The following is a 15,851-nucleotide window of genomic DNA, read 5'->3' as shown; positions in this document are numbered from 1 at the left end:
GGCCTGAGAAGCCGGCCGCCTGTTGCAGTTTCGCAACGAAAAAGGCCGCCTCGGGGGCGGCCTTCGTCAATTCCATCGAGTGCCGAGACTTATTCGGCGTCCTTGGCGGCCGCCTTCTTCTTAGGCGCAGCCTTCTTCTTCGGCTCTTCGGCCTCATCGCCAGACTTGGCATCGGCCTTCTTGTCGTCGGCCTTCTTGGCTGCGGCTTTCTTGGCCGGCTTGGCCTTGGTCGTGGTTTCCGCTTCCTCGTCGTCGGCCATCAGCTCTTCCTTGCTGACCTTGACGTCGGTGACCGAGATCTGGCCGAGCAGGTGGTCGACGACCTTCTCCTCGAACATCGGCGCCCGCAGCGCATTCAGCGCCTCGGGATTGTTGCGGTAGAACTCGAAGGCTTCCTGCTGCTGGTTGGCCGGGAAGCGGCGAACCTGCTCGAACAGGCCGCGCTGCAGCTCTTCGTCCGACACGGTGACGCCAGCCTTCTCGCCGATCTCGGCCAGCACCAGGCCAAGGCGCACGCGGCGCTCGGCAAGGCGCATATATTCGGCGCGAGCCTCTTCCTCGGTCGTCTCTTCGTCGGCGAAGGTGCGGCCGGCCGCTTCCAGATCGCGGTTGACCTGCGCCCAGATGTTGTTGAACTCGGCCTCGACGAGCTTCGACGGTGCCTCGAACGAATAGGCCGCGTCGAGTTGGTCGAGCAACTGGCGCTTGACCTTCTGGCGCGTCATCGAACCGAACTGGTTCTCGATCTGGCCGCGCACGATCTCACGCAGGCGCTCCAGCGAATCCAGGCCAAGGTTCTTGGCGGTCTCGTCGTTGATTTCGAGTTCGCCGGGCTTCGACACTTCCTTGACGGTGACGTCGAAGGTGGCTTCCTTGCCTGCCAGATGCGCCGCCTGGTAGTTTTCGGGGAAGGTCACGGTGACCTGCTTTTCGTCGCCGGCCTTGCTGCCGATGAGCTGATCCTCGAAGCCGGGAATGAATTCCTTGGAGCCCAGCACCAGCGGCTGATCGTTGCCTGCGCCGCCGGCAAAGGCCTCGCCGTCGATCTTGCCGACATAGTCGATGCTCACACGGTCGCCCTCGGCGGCCTTGCCGGTCTTCGGCTCGTAGCTGCGTGCCGATTCGGCGACCCGCTTGACCTGCTCGTCGATCTCGGTTTCAGGCACGTCGTACACCTGACGCGTTACCTTGATGTCGGAGAAATCCTTGATCTCGATCGCCGGAATGACCTCGTAGTTGAGGCGGAATTCGAAGTCGGCGCCACCGGCCAGGATCTTCTCGGCCTCCTTCTCGTCCTCGGTCATGATGACCTCGGGCTGCATGGCTGCCTTCTCGCCGCGGCCCGTGATGATCGACCGTGTCGAATCGTTGAGGATCTCGTTGACCACTTCGGCCATGAACGACTTGCCATAGACCTTGCGCAGGTGCTGCACCGGCACCTTGCCCGGCCGGAAGCCGTTGATGCGGACCTTGTTGCGGGCGTCCGACAGCCGCGCCATCAGCTTGGCTTCCATGTCACCGGCCGGCACGGTGATCTTGATCTCGCGCTTGAGACCGGAGTTGAGTGTTTCGGTGACCTGCATCGTAAAACCTTTGTTTTCACCAATGAGGCTGCCAAACGGCTCCCTGCCGTTCACAGCCTGCCGGTATAGTCTTGCCGGGAATGGCTTTTGGTACGGAACCTGGCGGTTTGACCGGAAATACGGCTCAAACTCTCCCAAACTGCGTTCCAAAATGTGAATAAGTTCTTGTTTTTCCTACTTCTTATCACATTCTGTAGAAGCGGATCGTCGCGTCCCGTCACATTTGACACGCCTTTTGTCACACGCGAGGCTAATTTTCAACAGTCTTCGCATTTCGGCCGATAACCAACATTTTTGGTCCTGACCCAACATTTCGGCCCTGACATTGACAGAATGATGGCTACATGGGATTGCCGGATCATGCGGATGTGGCGGAACTGGTAGACGCCCTGGATTTAGGTTCCAGTGCCGAAAGGCGTGGGGGTTCGAGTCCCTTCATCCGCACCACCCTTCGCTCCAGCGAGCTTCGGGTGGCAGGCCACCCAGAGGCTCTATCACTAATACAGCGGCTCCTCGAACAGCGTCTTGTCGCCATCGACCAGCGCCTTGATCTGCGCCTTGCCGTCGCTGGCAAGGGCAAGCCTGATCCCGAACGGGCGCACCCGCATGTCGTTCTGGATCGCCATCCCCTCGCCTTCGGGCAGGTAGAAGCGCTCGATGCCGTAGTCCGGTGCGATCGTCGCGCTCTCCCCGCGAAGATCCCAGCCCTCGGCGACATGCCCTGATATATCCGCCTCATCGGCAGCAGCCGGCGTCGGCGCCTTGCCGAACCAGGCGGTGGTTGGCGTCCAATAGCCGTCGGCCCCCTTCCTCAGGCGGACCACGATCGGCGTTTCGTCGCTGGAGAATTTGCCAGCCGGGATGTTGGCGATCATTTTCACCGGGATGCGCGAAATCTCGTAGCCGAGGATGATATAGTCGCCGCGCAGCAGGTCGCGCGGATCGACGGGTTCGATCTTCAACAGCACGTCCTTGCCGTTGCGCAGGATCGCCGCCCGGCCGGCGATGATCCAACCCAGGAACCCTATCTGGACGAGCGCCAGCACCAGCGCCGAAATGATCAGCCGCTTTCCGGTCATCATGCCATCGCTCCCTTGGTGACTGGACCCTTCATGCGTTTTTCGACGCGGATGATGACGGTCGCGAGGATGCCGAGCAGCACGGCGGCGGCAAGGAAGAAGCCTGCGGTGTCGAGCATCGACTGCAAGGTCACGACATAGATGATGGCGAGTTCGAAGGCGAAGCCGAGATAGGCAAGCCAGCGCAGGCCGCGGCTCTCCCGTCCTGCCAGCACGATCGCCGCGACGATGCCGGCCAGCGCGACGACGGAAGCGATGGCAAAGCCGCTGTTGTAGGTGCTCTCGTCGGCCAGTTCGAACTGGATGATTGCGAGGCCGGTGAGGAAGCCGAGCAGTGCATGCAAAGGCAAGCGGCCGCCAAGCTGGACGATCCTGTCGACCGGCTCCGGTGCGAACACCGCAGCCGCGAAAAGCACGGCAGAGACAATGACCAGGGGGATCGCCACCGGCAGCGTCGCGTGGTTCATCGCTAACAGCACGAGATAGAAGAGCAGAGACAGGACGATCAAATGGCGTGCCGGCTGGCTGCGGGTCCAGAACGAGACGGCAAACAGCACGGCCGCCATGATGACGAAGGCGTGCGGAAATTCATTGCGATAGAAATAGTCGAACCCTCTCAGGAACAGCCAGGCATCGGCGATGCCGACCGCGGCAACCGTTAGCGGGTTCGACCGCAGTACCACCGCCGCGAGCGCCGTGCCGGCGCCCCACGTGATCAGGGCGGAAGCCTCGTCGCCCGAGAGATGATACATTTGGCCGATCAGCGCGATCGAACCGCCGAAAGCGGCGGCGGCCACGATCCACAGGGCCTCGCCGATTGCCGCATGGTCGCGCGTCTTCAGCACGGCGCCGCCGACATAACCGCCAAGGATGATGGCGAAAAGGGCTACAACCCGCGCCAGCCGCGGGATCGCGTCCCAGTTGGCGGCGACAAAGATCAGGATGGCGGCGCCGAACAGCAAGGCGGCCATCATTGCTAGGATCGAACCGAAACTGAGCGAATTGCGCTCGTTGGCCTCGACATCACGCGTTAGCGTATCGGCTGTCGCCGCGTCGATCAGGCCCGCCTGCCGCCACCGCGCGATATCCGACCTTACTCGTGACGAATAGCCCGCCATCCCGCCTCTCCCCCAAGTTTGGTCTTTTTTTCAGCCGGCCCGGTCAAACCTTTGACCCAGCGGCACTTTCTGATTCTGGCTTCTTTGTGTCAGGTCCGTGAAGGCGCGTTAATGTTGCATTGCACAATTTGCATTGCTGCCATGCAGCCATAGCGCTTTTAAATCGATATGGGTCCCCCTATTTATGGTTCGTACACAAACGGAATGATCCGCAAGAAAGACGAAACGAGAACTACCATGAACTTGATCCGCAATTACCGCAACTGGCGCCGCTACAGGGACACCGTGTCCGAGCTGAGCCGCCTGAGCAACCGTGAACTGACCGACCTCGGCATCAGCCGCAGCGACATTCCTTACGTCGCCCGCAAGGCGGTCTAATTCTTCGGACCGCGAATGGTCCGAACCAGTTTTGAAAAAGAGAACGACAATGAACCTGATCCGCAACTATCGTAACTGGCGCGTTTATCGCGAGACGGTTACCGAGCTGGGTCGCCTTTCGAACCGCCAGCTGCATGATCTCGGTATCGTCCGCGACGAAATCAAGATCGTCGCCCGCCGGGCGATCTAACAGGAATTTCGCTGGGGTCGACCTCCTCCCCGACCTCCAGCGAACGGTCAGCCCTTATCCTCCTCCCGAGGGTTGACCACCAAAACGGCGCCCGCCGCACCTCCTCCCGCGGCGGGCGTTGTTTCCCCGGAGCAAAATGAATTTTGCTCCAAAGGGTTTTGCCCCTTTCAAAAGATAGCAAAAGAGATTTCGTCAAAGCCGACCTCCTCCCCGGCAATGACGAATAGGCCCGACCTTCACCTCCTCCCGAGGGTTGGCCACACAAACGGCGCCCGCCGCACCTCCTCCCGCGGCGGGCGTTGTTTCCCCGGAGCAAATGAATTTGCTCCAAAGGGTTTTGCCCCTTTCAAAAGATAGCAAAAGAGATTTCGTCAAAGCCGACCTCCTCCCCGGCAACGACGAATACGGTCGATCTTCACCTCCTCCCGAGGGTCGACCCCCAAAAACGACACCCGCCGGACCTCCTCCCCCGGCGGGTGTTGTTGTATTCAGCGCCTGGTTTCGCCCTTCTGCGGTTTGCCCAACACCAAGCACGGCAATTGCAATCGCAGCACCAAGCGATTATTCCGGCGCTCATGAGCAAAAATCCCATCCATATCATCGGCGGCGGTCTCGCCGGTTCCGAAGCCGCATGGCAGGCGGCGCAAGCCGGCGTACCGGTCATCCTGCATGAAATGCGGCCCGTTCGCGGCACTGACGCGCACAAGACCGATGGGCTGGCCGAACTCGTCTGTTCCAATTCCTTCCGCTCCGACGATGCCGAGAACAACGCCGTCGGCCTGCTGCATGCCGAGATGCGGCTGGCCGGTTCGCTGATCATGGGCGCCGGCGACGCCAATCAGGTGCCTGCGGGCGGCGCGCTGGCCGTCGACCGTGACGGTTTTTCCGACGCGGTGACGAAAAAGCTCGAAGCGCACCCGCTGATCACCATCCAGCGCGAGGAAATGCCGGGCCTGCCGCCGGCGGATTGGGACCAGGCAATCATCGCCACGGGCCCGCTGACCGCGCCGTCGCTTGCCCAGTCGATCGCGGAAGTGACCGGCGCCGATGCGCTCGCCTTCTTCGACGCCATCGCGCCGATCATCCATTTCGACACGATCGACATGGACATTTGCTGGTTCCAGTCGCGCTACGACAAGGTCGGCCCGGGCGGCACCGGCAAGGACTACATCAACTGTCCGATGGACAAGGACCAGTACCTCGCCTTCGTGCAAGCGCTGGTCGACGGCCAGAAGACCGAGTTCAAGCAATGGGAAGGCACGCCCTATTTCGATGGCTGCCTGCCGATCGAGATCATGGCCGAGCGTGGCGTCGAAACGCTGCGCTACGGCCCGATGAAGCCGATGGGCCTCACCAATGCCCACAATCCGACGGTGAAGGCCTATGCCGTGGTGCAGCTTCGCCAGGATAATGCGCTGGGCACGCTCTACAACATGGTCGGCTTCCAGACCAAGCTCAAGCATGCCGAGCAGGTGCGCGTCTTCCGCACCATTCCGGGCCTGGAAAACGCCGATTTTGCCCGCCTCGGCGGCCTGCACCGCAACACCTACATCAATTCGCCGACCCTGCTCGACGCCTCGCTGCAGCTGAAGTCGCGGCCTGGCCTGCGCTTCGCCGGCCAGATCACCGGCTGCGAAGGTTATGTCGAGAGCGCTGCGATCGGCCTGCTCGCTGGCCGCTTCGCCGCCGCGGAGCGGCTCGGCCATGCGACCTCGCTGCCGCCGCTAACCACGGCCTTCGGCGCGCTGCTCAACCACATCACCGGCGGCCACATCGTCTCCGAGGACGAGCCGGGCAAGCGGTCATTCCAGCCGATGAACGTCAATTTCGGCCTGTTCCCGCCGGTCGAAGCGGCGAAGATCGAAGGCCAACGCCTGCGCGGCAAGGACAAGACCGTTGCCAAGCGCCACGCTATTACCTCGCGCGCGCTGGGTGATTGCAGGCAATGGCTGGGCCTGCCCTCGCAAGCGCAAGCAGCCGAATAGCGGGCCTTTCGGATTGGACCTGCGGGCAGAAGTAGGATAATATCCTACTTCTGCCCGCAGGGAGCCGTTCTATGGAATCCGCCGAGAAACTGTCTGTCACCGTCACGCCCGCAATGGCGCGCATGATCCGCGAGAAAGTCGAGGATGGTTCCTTCGGCTCCGCGAGCGAAGTGATCCGCGCGGCGCTGCGCGCCTTCCAGCGCGAAGAGGAAGAGCATGCCGAACGGATGGCGTCGATCCGGGCGCGGGTGAAGGCGTCGATCGAGGATACGAGGCCCGCCGTTCCACTCGAAAATGCAATTGAAAGAGTAAAGAGCCGCATTTCGCAACTCGCGCGAGACACCGATAATACAGCGTCTCGCCGTCGTTCTTAGCGAAGAGGCGATTGCCGATCTCGAAGCGATTGCTGTCTACATCTTCGATAGCAGCGGAAGCGAGACCATCGCCAACCGTTTTGTCGATCGGATCAAAAATCGCTGCCAAGGCATCGGTAACGCCCCTCGCGGGGGTCGCCCCCGCGACGACATCATGCCGGGGCTACGTGCTGCCCCCTTCGAACATTCCGCCGCCATCGTCTATGTCGTGAATGACGATTTCGTCCGCATCGTCAACATCTTCTACGGCGGCCGTGACTATGAAACACTAATGCGCGATGGTGGTTCACGCGAGCCTTCGTAGCGCTACTCGGCCGGCCCGCCTGCCGCCATCGGCAACCCCGGCTTCCCCGCCTCGCTTGGATTTCGCCTGACATAGGCCGCCTTCAGGCTCTCCGACGTATCGCGCGAACCGTCATGGCTCCAGCCCGGCGGCTTGATGAGATAATTCAGACGATCGCCAATCGAAAGACCTGGCCCAAAAGCGTCCCTGAACATGCCGATCCACTCGTGAAAAGCCACTTTCAGCGGGTTGAAGGTGCCGAGATTCTTGACGATGCCGTAGCGCGGCCGGTCCTCCTCCAGCTCTTCGACGAAAGTGCCGAACATGCGGTCCCAGATGATCAGCGTGCCGGCATAGTTGGCGTCGAGATAGCGCGGATTGGTGGCGTGGTGGACGCGGTGGTGCGAAGGCGTGTTGAAGACGAATTCGAACCAGCCCCACATCTTGCCAATGGTCTCTGTGTGGATCCAGAACTGCCAGACCAGATTGAAGCCGAAGGTGAAGGCAATCACCGCCGGATGGAAGCCGAGCAGCACCAGCGGCGCCTGCAGCACGAACATGAAGGTGAACAGGCCAGTCCAGCTTTGCCTGAGCGCCGTCGACAGGTTGTAATGCTGGCTGGAGTGATGGTTGACGTGCTCGGCCCACACCCAGCGCACACAGTGCGCGATGCGGTGATAGACGTAGTAGCGCAGATCATCGAGCAGGAAAGCGGCCAGGAACACCCAGACCGACAGGCCGAGGTTGAAGACGTGGAACTGCCACAGCCACAGCAGCGCCCAGTAGGAGACGACGCCAAGCAGCAGTCCGGCAACAACATTGCCGGTGCCCATCATCAGACTGGTCAGCGTGTCGCGAGTCTCGAACGAGCCCTTGGCGCGGCCTGTGCGCACCAGCCAAAGCTCGATCAGGATGGCGGCGACGAAGAACGGAATCGTCAGCTGCGTGACCTGCGGAAAATTGTAGTCGTCCATCAAGCAGCCTCCGCGGTGGAATTTGATTGGTGCGCGCTGAGAGCATTCAGCAAAGCTTGAGCATCGCCGGCACGGGCAAAGCGGAAGCTGCCGCCCTTCCAGGTAAAGTCCGTCAGGCGCACCAGGATTGTGTTCGTTTCGTCGGAATTGGACACGGATACGTCCGCAGCCGTGACGATGCGGGTCAAAAAGCAGTCGCCGACGCTGTGCACGATGCCGATGCGCCCGTGCCCGATATCCAGGAATGCCGTCCTGGCATCCGCCGTCAGGTGGACTTTCGCGGCCACTTCGTCGGGAAAATCCTCGCCGAAACGGCTCAATGCCTGATCTGCGCCGGCAAGCATTGCCGTCCTGCTGCCGCCGGTGAAATGCACGGCAGCGACCGACAGCGCAATGCCGAACACGACAAGGACGACCAGCACGGGCAAGCTCATGGATGGATTTCCTCCGGGCCGGCCCGTCGTCTTCGGCGACAGTTCTCAGCTCGGTCGAATCCTTAACACGGTTGACGTTTACGTCAAAGTGCCGGCCAGCCCTTGCTTGCACGACGCAGCAGCAGCCAATGCCGGCGCAAGGCGGACAGCCGTACGACGCCATCGAGCGGTGATTGGCGCGACCGTTCCATCTTGCCGAGATAGGCACGCGACAGCGCCAGCGGCAGGAATACCGGGCGCAAGGACGCCGGCAGCGCTGCGGCGTCCTGCTCGAAGGCGGAAAGATGCTCGCGCGCCAGCGCCATCATCGCCGCCACGGCGCGCTGCGCACCAGGTCCGCCATCGCCGGCAACGAATTCCTCCGCCGATGAGCCCGCCGCCGCCAGGATGTCGGCGGGGACAAAACACTGCCCTCGCTTGCGGTGCAGCGGCAGCAGAAGCAACAGGCCGGTCATTGCCTGGGCACAGCCTGCCCTGCCCGCCAGTTCGGCGAACCTTGGCGCCTCGACGGGATCGAGCACCATCGCGGCAAGCTGGATGAGTGCTGCTGCCGTCTCGCCGCAATAACCTTCCAGATCGGTGCGCGACGGCATCGGATCGTCGTAGAGATCGAAGATGCGGGCTTCGAGCATGTTTTCGAAGGCAAGTTTCGGCAATTTGAACGCGGCGATGGTGGCATTCAAGGCTTCGGCAACCGGATGACCCGCGCCCGCCTCGCCGCCGGCGGCTACCACATCGCGCCACCATTGCAGCCGCACCTCGCCGGGCAACGGCTCGTGGATGCGATCGCGGATGCCGGCAATTTCGGCATTGAAGGCATAGAGCGAAAACAGCGCATCGCGTGTGTCGGCCGGCGCATAGAGCGCGGTGAGATAGCGATCGTGGTCGGCGGCGCGCACCGTGTCCATGACGATCTCGGTGTTCCGGGACATGTCAGTCGACGGCGATAAGCGCGGCGGCCACGGCGCGGTCCTCGGCCAGGAGCACGTTGTAGGTCCGCACGGCAGCCCCCGTCGACATCGGCTCGGAGGCTATGCCGGCATCCTTCAGCGCCGCCCGCAGCGCCGCCGGCAATGGCCTCAAATCCCTGCCCATGCCGACCAGCAGGATCTCGACCTTGTCCGCCTCGGCCAGCAGCCTGTCGAAATCCGCCACGGTCAACGCCGAGGGGTCTGCCGGCTCCCAGCCATGGATTCCTGACGGCAGGCACAGGAGCGAGCCGCGATGCGACATGTCGGCAAAGCGGAAGCCGCCATTGCCGTAGGCCTCGATCGGCGCGCGACCAGGGAAATGCGCCTCGCGGATGACGATGCCTTTGCCGGTCACCACTTTGTCACCCCTTCAGCGCCGCGCGTCAGGTCGCGACCGCCTTGCCGCCGCCGACCGGCTTCTCCTCGTCGGCCGAAGCCTGCGGCCGCAGCTTGAACAGGATCAGCAGCGGCGCCGCGATGAAGATCGACGAATAGGTGCCGAAGACAACGCCGAACAACATCGCCAGCGTGAAGGAGCGGATGACTTCGCCGCCGAACAGCACCAGCGCCAGCAGCGCCAAGCTGGTCGTGACGGAGGTCAGCGTCGTTCTCGACAGCGTTTCGTTGATGGCGTTGTTCAGCAGCTGCGGCAACGGCATTCGCTTGTATTTTCGCAGGTCCTCTCGAACACGGTCATAGACCACGATCGTGTCGTTCAGCGAGTAGCCGATGATGGTCAGGATCGCGGCCAGCGATGACTGGTTGAACTCCAGCCCGGTGATGACGAAGAAGCCGAGCGTCATGACCACGTCGTGCACCGTCGCGACGATGGCGCCAACCGCGAACTGCCATTCGAAACGGAACCAGACATAGACAAGGATGCCGACCAGCGCGACGATCATGGCGATGGTGCCTTGCTTGGCCAATTCGCCGGAAACCGTCGGCCCCACCACCTCGACGCGGCGGAAATCATACTGGTCCTGCAACTCGCCGCGGACCTTGTCGATCACCGTCTGCTCGGCATTCTCACCGGCATCTTGCGTGCCGACGCGGATCAGCACGTCGTTCGGAGCACCGAACTGCTGCACCTGCACTTCGCCGATGTTGAGTTCCGTTAGTCTGCCGCGGATGTCGGCGAGATCGGCATTGCCGGACTTGGATTGCACCTCGATCAGCGAGCCGCCCTTGAAATCGATGCCGTAATTGATGCCGACGCTCATGAACAGCACCACCGACAGTATCGACAAGGTGCTCGACAGCGCGAACGTCCAACGGCGGATGCCCATGAACGGGATTTTCGTGCCGGGCGGAACGAAAGTCACCGGTGCCTTCGGCAACTCCTTCGGGCGAGCCCGACGCAGCCAGATCGACACCAGCAGACGCGTGAAGGTGAAGGCGGTGAAGACCGTGGTCAGAATGCCGATGGCATAGGTGATGGCAAAGCCCTTCACCGGGCCGGTGCCGAGATAGAACAGCACCACGGTGGCGATCAGCGAGGTGACGTTGGAATCGACGATCGTCGCCAGCGCCTTGGTGAAACCGGTGTCGATCGCCTGAATCACGGAGCGGCCGGCACGTCGTTCCTCGCGGATGCGTTCGTAGATCAGCACGTTGGAATCGACCGCCATGCCGATGGTCAGCACGATACCGGCAATGCCGGGCAAGGTCAGTGTCGCGCCGAGCAAGGAGAGCACGCCGACGATCATCGCCACGTGCACGGCAAGCGCGATGTTGGCGAGGAAGCCCAGGAAGCCGTAGGCGACGAACATGAAGGCGACGACGAGGATCGAGCCGATAATGCCGGCGACCTTGCCGGCATGGATCGAATCCTGGCCGAGGCCGGGACCCACGGTACGTTCCTCGATCACCGTCAGCGTCGCGGGCAGCGCGCCGGCGCGCAGCAGCACGGCGAGATCGTTGGCGCTCTGCGCGGTGAAATTGCCGGAGATCTGGCCGGTGCCGCCGAGGATCGGCTCGCGGATCTGCGGCGCCGAAATCACCTGGTTGTCGAGGATGATGGCGAACAGCTTGCCGACATTCTGTGCGGTCGCCTGGCCGAAGCGAGCCGCACCCTTCGAATCGAAGCGGAATGAAACCACCGGTTCGTTGTTCTGCGAATTATAGGTCGCCTGCGCGTCGACGAGGTTTTCGCCCGATACGATGACGCGGTTCTCGATCAGATACGGAACCGGCGGATCGTCCTGGGAGTAGAGCACCGACGAGCCCGCGGGCGGGCGCCCCTTGAGGGCGTCCTGCACCGGCATCGACTGGTCGACCATCTGGAAGGTCAGCTTCGCGGTCTGGCCGAGGATTTCCTTCAGCCGCTGCGGATCCTGCAGGCCAGGCACCTGGACAAGGATGCGGTCGTCGCCCTGCCGCTGTACGATAGGTTCGGTGGTGCCGAGCTCGTTGACGCGGCGCTCGACCACCTCGATCGACTGTGCCAATGCGGTCGACGTGCGGTATTTGATGCCGGCGTCGGTCACCGTGAATTTAAGCAGGCCGGGCTCGGATTCATCCAGCGACATTTCCTGGATGGAGCCGCCGGTGAACAGGCCGGCGGCAACCGGGTCGGTCAAGGTTTTCAAGGCCTTCTTGGCGGCATCGAGCTGGGCGGGGTCGGTGATGCGCACCTGCAAGGTCCGCCCGTTGCCGGCAAGACCGGTATAGCCGATCTTGGCGTCACGCAGCAGTGTGCGGATTTCGTCGCGCGTCGTCTCCAGCCGATCCTTGATCAGGTCGTTCTGGTTCATCTCCAGCAGGATGTGCGAGCCGCCCTGCAAATCGAGGCCGAGCGTCATCTGCCGCTTCGGAACCCAACTCGGAAGTTGGGCCAGCGTGCTGGCAGGGAACAGATTGGGCGCGGCGAGGATCACTGTGATGGCCACGGCCACCCAGATCAGGATCATCTTGAAGCGCGAAAAATACAGCATATGGCGTCGTCCGTCAGAGCGTGTCCGCGGATCGCTCCGCCTGGAATTGGGTTATTTCTTGGCGTTCTGGTTGGCCACCGGTTCGCCCTTGACGCGCACATCGGCGATCGTCGAACGCAGCGCCGTCACCTTGGTGCCGCCGCCGAGGTCGATCTCGAGCTCATTGTCGTCGATCACCTTCGTCACCTTGCCGACAAAACCGCCGCCGGTAACGACCGTGTCGCCGCGACGGACCGCCGCCAGCATCTCGCCGCGCTTCTTCAGCTGCGTGCGCTGCGGGCGGATGATCAGAAAATACATGATCACGAAAATCAGGACAAACGGCAAAATGCTGATGAACATATCGGGAGAGGCGCCGCCGATGCCTTGGGCGTATGCCGGTGTCACGAACATCGAGGTACTCCTGAATTTTGAAAACGGCCGCGAACGGCCCCCTTGAAATTTGGCCGGAATATAGTCGGTAAAGTTGTCAATGCAACTGCGCGGCCCGGCAAATCGGCTGCTTTTCCGGCCTGTTGAGCCGTGTTAGAGCATGATCGCGAAAAGCGCGAGCCGGTTTTCCGAAAAGATCACGCTCGAACAAAAGGTTGGAACCGGTTTCGAACCCGACGGATTCGAAAAGATCCCTCCCACCTGCCCCAGGAAACGAAGCAAAAGACCTGAAATGACCGACAGCACCATCGACGCCCTCAACAAGAAACTCGACAGGCTGATCGAGGCCGTCAGCCGCCTCGCCCCGCCGCCGGTGCCCCAAACCGACCTCGGCGAAGCCGACTGCTTCGTCTGGCAGGCCGATCCCGGCTATCTGGAGCCGGTGCGCAAGGTCAACCGCGTCGACATCGGCCTGATCCGCGGCGTCGACCGCGTCCGCGACATCCTGGTCGACAACACCGAGCGCTTCGCCGCCGGCCACCCTGCCAACAACGTGCTCTTGTGGGGCGCGCGCGGCATGGGCAAATCGTCGCTGGTCAAGGCCGTGCATGCGGAAATCAATGCCAAAGCCAAATCCAACCAATCCAAGTCCGACCAATCCAAGTCCGACCAGTCCAGGTCCGACCTGCCACTGAAGCTGATCGAGATCCACCGCGAGGACATCGACACGCTGCCGAAGCTGATGGGCTTGCTGAAGGCGGCTCCCTTCCGCTTCATCCTGTTTTGCGATGATCTGTCCTTCGACCATGACGACACGTCCTACAAGTCGCTGAAGGCAGCGCTCGAAGGCGGCGTCGAAGGCCGCCCGGCCAACGTCATCTTCTACGCCACCTCGAACCGTCGCCATCTGTTGCCGCGCGACATGATCGACAATGAGCGCTCGACCGCCATCAACCCGTCCGAGGCGGTCGAGGAAAAGGTTTCGCTGTCCGATCGGTTCGGCCTGTGGCTCGGCTTCCACAAATGCTCGCAGGACGAATATCTCGACATGATCAACGGCTATGCCAGCCATCACGGCCTCGACGTCGACCCCGAGCAGTTGCGCGCCGAGGCGCTGGAATGGGCAACGACCCGCGGCAGCCGCTCGGGCCGCGTCGCCTGGCAGTTCACGCAGGACCTGGCCGGCCGGCTTGGCAAACCGCTGAAGGATTGACGCTAGATCGCGTCGCCAACGCCATCCAACGTCACGATCATTTGGGCGGCAGCGCCCGTCGCAAGTCGCGCGGCGTTTGACCAATCTCGCGGCGCATCCAATGCGCCAGGTGTGACTGGTGTGCGAAGCCCGTCAATTCCGCCACCTCGCTTGTGCTGAGATCGCCTCGCTGCAGCAGGACGCGCGCACGTTCGACGCGACGTCGCAACACGTAGCGATGCAGGGTGACACCGGTCGCCACCTTGAACCATGTCCGCAAGTGCGAGCTGCTCGCGCCGGCAACCCGGCTTAGTCGATGGATCGAAAGGGGCTCGTGGAGAGCAGCCTCGATATGGTCCAGCACGCGCTTGAGCTGGGTATCCGACAACCGGTTCGTTCGACCGACATCAGGTTCATCGAGGCCAAGCAGCCTCACCGCGAGCGCTGCGCCGATGCTGTCGGCAAACAACGACCCGCTCGGCGACTTTGCATTGAGATCGCTCTCGAGCGCCCGGGCGAGGTGTTCGATGCGCTGGTCACGAAGCAGATGGCGCGTATCGAGCCGCAAAGCCTGCACCTTACCCCCAAGTTCCGCCGCCACCCTTTCCAGCAAGGCTGGCTGCAAGGCGATCTCGATCGTGTCGAATGGGGTCTCAGCCTCGAAACCGCCCTCCTGTCCGGCAGGCACCAGGTCGATATCGCCGGCGCGCCTGACGAAATATCGTCGAACCTCATTGCAGTAGGAGCGCGTCGCGGCACTTGCATGCACCATGATGCGATGGTGTGGCGCCCGGGGCAGACGATGGACCCCGGCTTCCACATGCCGGGAGCCCATTGTTACATCGGACGGGGCCGGAATGACCTGCGGACGCATGCCCTCTCCATTCATGGCAAAACCTGTCCAAGACTTGGCAATTCCAGCGCGATTTTCAATGCCGTGGCTATGTACCTACGCCTCTCCATCAAACTTGGATGAGAGGTCATGCCATGAGTTTCTATGTTGTTGTCGGAGCAGGCCCGGTTGGTCGCGAGACCGCGCGCCTTCTGGGCGAAGAGGGACATGATGTTGTCTTGACGAGCCGAAGTGTCGGTTCGAACGCGCTGCAAAACGTCCGCACCGTGCAGGCCGACGCCACCGATGCCGCGGAACTATCGCGTATCGGCCGAAACGCCGATGCCATCTTCATGTGTGCCATGGCCACCTATCATCGGTGGCCGACCGACTTTTTCCCGATCATCGACGGTACCGTGCGCGCCGCGGAAACGGTCGGTGCGAAGCTGGTCGTGCTCGGCAACCTTTACGGCTATGGGCAAAATGCCGACAGCCCGCTTCGCTCCGACCTGTCCCTGGATCCGACTTCCAGGAAAGGAACCGTCAGGACGATCATGTGGCAGCGGGCGGTTCGTGCCGATGTACCGGCAATCGAAGTGCGGTCCAGCGACTATCTGGGACATGGCGCGATCAGCTATTTCTCACTCCTCGCCCTGCCCTCCATAATCGAGGAAAAACCTACCCCTTTCATCGGTGACCTCGACGCAACCCATGCCTGGACGTTCACCAAGGACGTCGCCAAGACGCTCGTCGCGGCTTCCCGCTACACGGGTGAATGGGACCGGGCATTTCATGTTCCCTCCCAACACGCCTCACCTCGGGAGCTCATCCATAAAACCGCGGCGATGCTCCGCCGGAATATTGTGGACACACGTTCCTATTCGATCCCCGAGATGGAAGCGTTGGGCATGCATGAACTCATCGAGATGAGCTACCTCTTCGAAAGCCCGTTGCTGGTCGATTTCTCCGACGCCGAGACGCTTCTCGGCGTGAAGGCGAGCAGCCTTGAGACGATGATCGCCGACACGCTGCGTGATCATCTCTGAGCCTTGAGAAGTAGGTTCTTTCAAACTGAAAAAGCCCGCTCCTTGCGGGGCGGGCTGAGCCGGCGGGCTGGACTGGAGGTCAGACGGCCCGCAAAATCGCTTTTTTT

At 62.0% G+C, this 15,851-nt stretch carries 17 protein-coding genes and 1 tRNA gene; 8 read left to right on the top strand and 10 right to left on the bottom strand.

Features of this window, described 5'->3' with window-relative positions; all coding sequences use genetic code 11:
* Positions 1-89: 89 nt before the first annotated feature.
* Complete coding sequence (gene tig / locus MESOP_RS19835; RefSeq protein ID WP_013895123.1) at positions 90-1,583, bottom strand: trigger factor; 1,494 nt, start codon at positions 1,581-1,583, stop codon at positions 90-92.
* Positions 1,584-1,945: 362 nt separating this feature from the next.
* On the opposite strand from tig, the gene MESOP_RS19830 reads away from it, so the two are divergent.
* Positions 1,946-2,030, top strand: a tRNA-Leu gene (locus MESOP_RS19830).
* Between the two features lie 50 nt (positions 2,031-2,080).
* On the opposite strand, the gene MESOP_RS19825 is transcribed toward MESOP_RS19830, so the two are convergent.
* A complete protein-coding gene (locus tag MESOP_RS19825) occupies positions 2,081-2,665 on the bottom strand; it encodes a GDYXXLXY domain-containing protein (RefSeq protein ID WP_041164200.1) in 585 nt (194 codons plus the stop codon).
* Positions 2,662-3,780, bottom strand: a complete 1,119-nt coding sequence (locus MESOP_RS19820; protein ID WP_013895121.1) for a DUF2157 domain-containing protein — start codon at positions 3,778-3,780, stop codon at positions 2,662-2,664. Before MESOP_RS19820 ends, MESOP_RS19825 begins: the two co-directional genes overlap by 4 nt.
* A 237-nt stretch (positions 3,781-4,017) precedes the next feature.
* Between MESOP_RS19820 and MESOP_RS33850 the strand changes: the two genes are divergently transcribed.
* From MESOP_RS33850 to MESOP_RS19805, 5 genes are all read left to right on the top strand, one after another.
* Positions 4,018-4,158 (top strand): DUF1127 domain-containing protein, encoded by a 141-nt coding sequence (locus tag MESOP_RS33850; protein ID WP_013531315.1) that lies wholly within the window; start codon positions 4,018-4,020, stop codon positions 4,156-4,158.
* A 49-nt stretch (positions 4,159-4,207) separates the two neighbouring features.
* Complete coding sequence (locus MESOP_RS33845; protein WP_013895120.1) at positions 4,208-4,348, top strand: DUF1127 domain-containing protein; 141 nt, start codon at positions 4,208-4,210, stop codon at positions 4,346-4,348.
* Between the two features lie 575 nt (positions 4,349-4,923).
* Positions 4,924-6,333: a methylenetetrahydrofolate--tRNA-(uracil(54)-C(5))-methyltransferase (FADH(2)-oxidizing) TrmFO gene (trmFO, locus tag MESOP_RS19815; protein ID WP_013895119.1), complete on the top strand. Its 1,410-nt coding sequence runs from the start codon at positions 4,924-4,926 to the stop codon at positions 6,331-6,333.
* 71 nt (positions 6,334-6,404) lie between these two features.
* Complete coding sequence (locus MESOP_RS19810) at positions 6,405-6,707, top strand: type II toxin-antitoxin system ParD family antitoxin (RefSeq protein ID WP_013895118.1); 303 nt, start codon at positions 6,405-6,407, stop codon at positions 6,705-6,707.
* On the top strand, positions 6,682-7,011 hold the full coding sequence (locus MESOP_RS19805; RefSeq protein ID WP_013895117.1) for a type II toxin-antitoxin system RelE/ParE family toxin: 330 nt from the start codon (positions 6,682-6,684) through the stop codon (positions 7,009-7,011). The genes MESOP_RS19810 and MESOP_RS19805 overlap by 26 nt, the downstream gene beginning before the upstream one ends.
* A 2-nt stretch (positions 7,012-7,013) precedes the next feature.
* Here MESOP_RS19805 and MESOP_RS19800 read toward each other — a convergent pair whose 3' ends face one another.
* From MESOP_RS19800 to yajC, 6 genes are all read right to left on the bottom strand, one after another.
* Positions 7,014-7,964, bottom strand: a complete 951-nt coding sequence (locus MESOP_RS19800) for a sterol desaturase family protein (RefSeq protein ID WP_013895116.1) — start codon at positions 7,962-7,964, stop codon at positions 7,014-7,016.
* On the bottom strand, positions 7,964-8,398 hold the full coding sequence (locus tag MESOP_RS19795; protein ID WP_013895115.1) for a hypothetical protein: 435 nt from the start codon (positions 8,396-8,398) through the stop codon (positions 7,964-7,966). Before MESOP_RS19795 ends, MESOP_RS19800 begins: the two co-directional genes overlap by 1 nt.
* A gap of 83 nt (positions 8,399-8,481) precedes the next feature.
* On the bottom strand, positions 8,482-9,330 hold the full coding sequence (locus tag MESOP_RS19790; RefSeq protein ID WP_013895114.1) for a phytoene/squalene synthase family protein: 849 nt from the start codon (positions 9,328-9,330) through the stop codon (positions 8,482-8,484).
* Between the two features lies 1 nt (position 9,331).
* Positions 9,332-9,727, bottom strand: a complete 396-nt coding sequence (locus tag MESOP_RS19785; protein WP_013895113.1) for an Mth938-like domain-containing protein — start codon at positions 9,725-9,727, stop codon at positions 9,332-9,334.
* A gap of 25 nt (positions 9,728-9,752) precedes the next feature.
* Complete coding sequence (gene secDF, locus MESOP_RS19780) at positions 9,753-12,302, bottom strand: protein translocase subunit SecDF (protein ID WP_013895112.1); 2,550 nt, start codon at positions 12,300-12,302, stop codon at positions 9,753-9,755.
* 51 nt (positions 12,303-12,353) lie between these two features.
* Entirely contained in the window at positions 12,354-12,695 is a 342-nt protein-coding gene (yajC, locus tag MESOP_RS19775) for a preprotein translocase subunit YajC (RefSeq protein WP_010909882.1), read from the bottom strand.
* A gap of 271 nt (positions 12,696-12,966) precedes the next feature.
* Here yajC and MESOP_RS19770 point away from each other — a divergent pair, with 271 nt between their 5' ends.
* A complete protein-coding gene (locus MESOP_RS19770) occupies positions 12,967-13,887 on the top strand; it encodes an ATP-binding protein (RefSeq protein ID WP_041164843.1) in 921 nt (306 codons plus the stop codon).
* A gap of 37 nt (positions 13,888-13,924) precedes the next feature.
* Here the strand turns inward: MESOP_RS19770 and MESOP_RS19765 are convergent, their stop codons facing one another.
* Positions 13,925-14,740 carry an AraC family transcriptional regulator gene (locus MESOP_RS19765; protein WP_013895110.1) on the bottom strand — a complete coding sequence of 272 codons (816 nt, stop codon included), beginning with the start codon at positions 14,738-14,740 and terminating at the stop codon, positions 13,925-13,927.
* A 113-nt stretch (positions 14,741-14,853) separates the two neighbouring features.
* Here MESOP_RS19765 and MESOP_RS19760 point away from each other — a divergent pair, with 113 nt between their 5' ends.
* Positions 14,854-15,744, top strand: a complete 891-nt coding sequence (locus MESOP_RS19760; RefSeq protein WP_013895109.1) for an NAD-dependent epimerase/dehydratase family protein — start codon at positions 14,854-14,856, stop codon at positions 15,742-15,744.
* Positions 15,745-15,851 lie beyond the last annotated feature (107 nt).

It is taken from the genome of Mesorhizobium opportunistum WSM2075 (genome assembly GCF_000176035.2).
Classification (GTDB): Bacteria; Pseudomonadota; Alphaproteobacteria; order Rhizobiales; family Rhizobiaceae; genus Mesorhizobium; species Mesorhizobium opportunistum.
This window is presented reverse-complemented; position numbering and strand designations above follow the sequence as displayed.

Bases quoted from the DNA above. Each gene is read 5' to 3' on its own strand.
- MESOP_RS19765 (WP_013895110.1), bottom strand. From the start codon at position 14,740: ATGCGTCCGCAGGTCATTCCGGCCCCGTCCGATGTAACAATGGGCTCC.
- tig (WP_013895123.1), bottom strand. From the start codon at position 1,583: ATGCAGGTCACCGAAACACTCAACTCCGGTCTCAAGCGCGAGATCAAG.
- MESOP_RS19790 (WP_013895114.1), bottom strand. From the start codon at position 9,330: ATGTCCCGGAACACCGAGATCGTCATGGACACGGTGCGCGCCGCCGAC.
- MESOP_RS19820 (WP_013895121.1), bottom strand. From the start codon at position 3,780: ATGGCGGGCTATTCGTCACGAGTAAGGTCGGATATCGCGCGGTGGCGG.
- MESOP_RS19810 (WP_013895118.1), top strand. From the start codon at position 6,405: ATGGAATCCGCCGAGAAACTGTCTGTCACCGTCACGCCCGCAATGGCG.
- yajC (WP_010909882.1), bottom strand. From the start codon at position 12,695: ATGTTCGTGACACCGGCATACGCCCAAGGCATCGGCGGCGCCTCTCCC.
- MESOP_RS33845 (WP_013895120.1), top strand. From the start codon at position 4,208: ATGAACCTGATCCGCAACTATCGTAACTGGCGCGTTTATCGCGAGACG.
- trmFO (WP_013895119.1), top strand. From the start codon at position 4,924: ATGAGCAAAAATCCCATCCATATCATCGGCGGCGGTCTCGCCGGTTCC.
- MESOP_RS19760 (WP_013895109.1), top strand. From the start codon at position 14,854: ATGAGTTTCTATGTTGTTGTCGGAGCAGGCCCGGTTGGTCGCGAGACC.
- MESOP_RS19770 (WP_041164843.1), top strand. From the start codon at position 12,967: ATGACCGACAGCACCATCGACGCCCTCAACAAGAAACTCGACAGGCTG.
- MESOP_RS19795 (WP_013895115.1), bottom strand. From the start codon at position 8,398: ATGAGCTTGCCCGTGCTGGTCGTCCTTGTCGTGTTCGGCATTGCGCTG.
- MESOP_RS33850 (WP_013531315.1), top strand. From the start codon at position 4,018: ATGAACTTGATCCGCAATTACCGCAACTGGCGCCGCTACAGGGACACC.
- secDF (WP_013895112.1), bottom strand. From the start codon at position 12,302: ATGCTGTATTTTTCGCGCTTCAAGATGATCCTGATCTGGGTGGCCGTG.
- MESOP_RS19825 (WP_041164200.1), bottom strand. From the start codon at position 2,665: ATGATGACCGGAAAGCGGCTGATCATTTCGGCGCTGGTGCTGGCGCTC.
- MESOP_RS19800 (WP_013895116.1), bottom strand. From the start codon at position 7,964: ATGGACGACTACAATTTTCCGCAGGTCACGCAGCTGACGATTCCGTTC.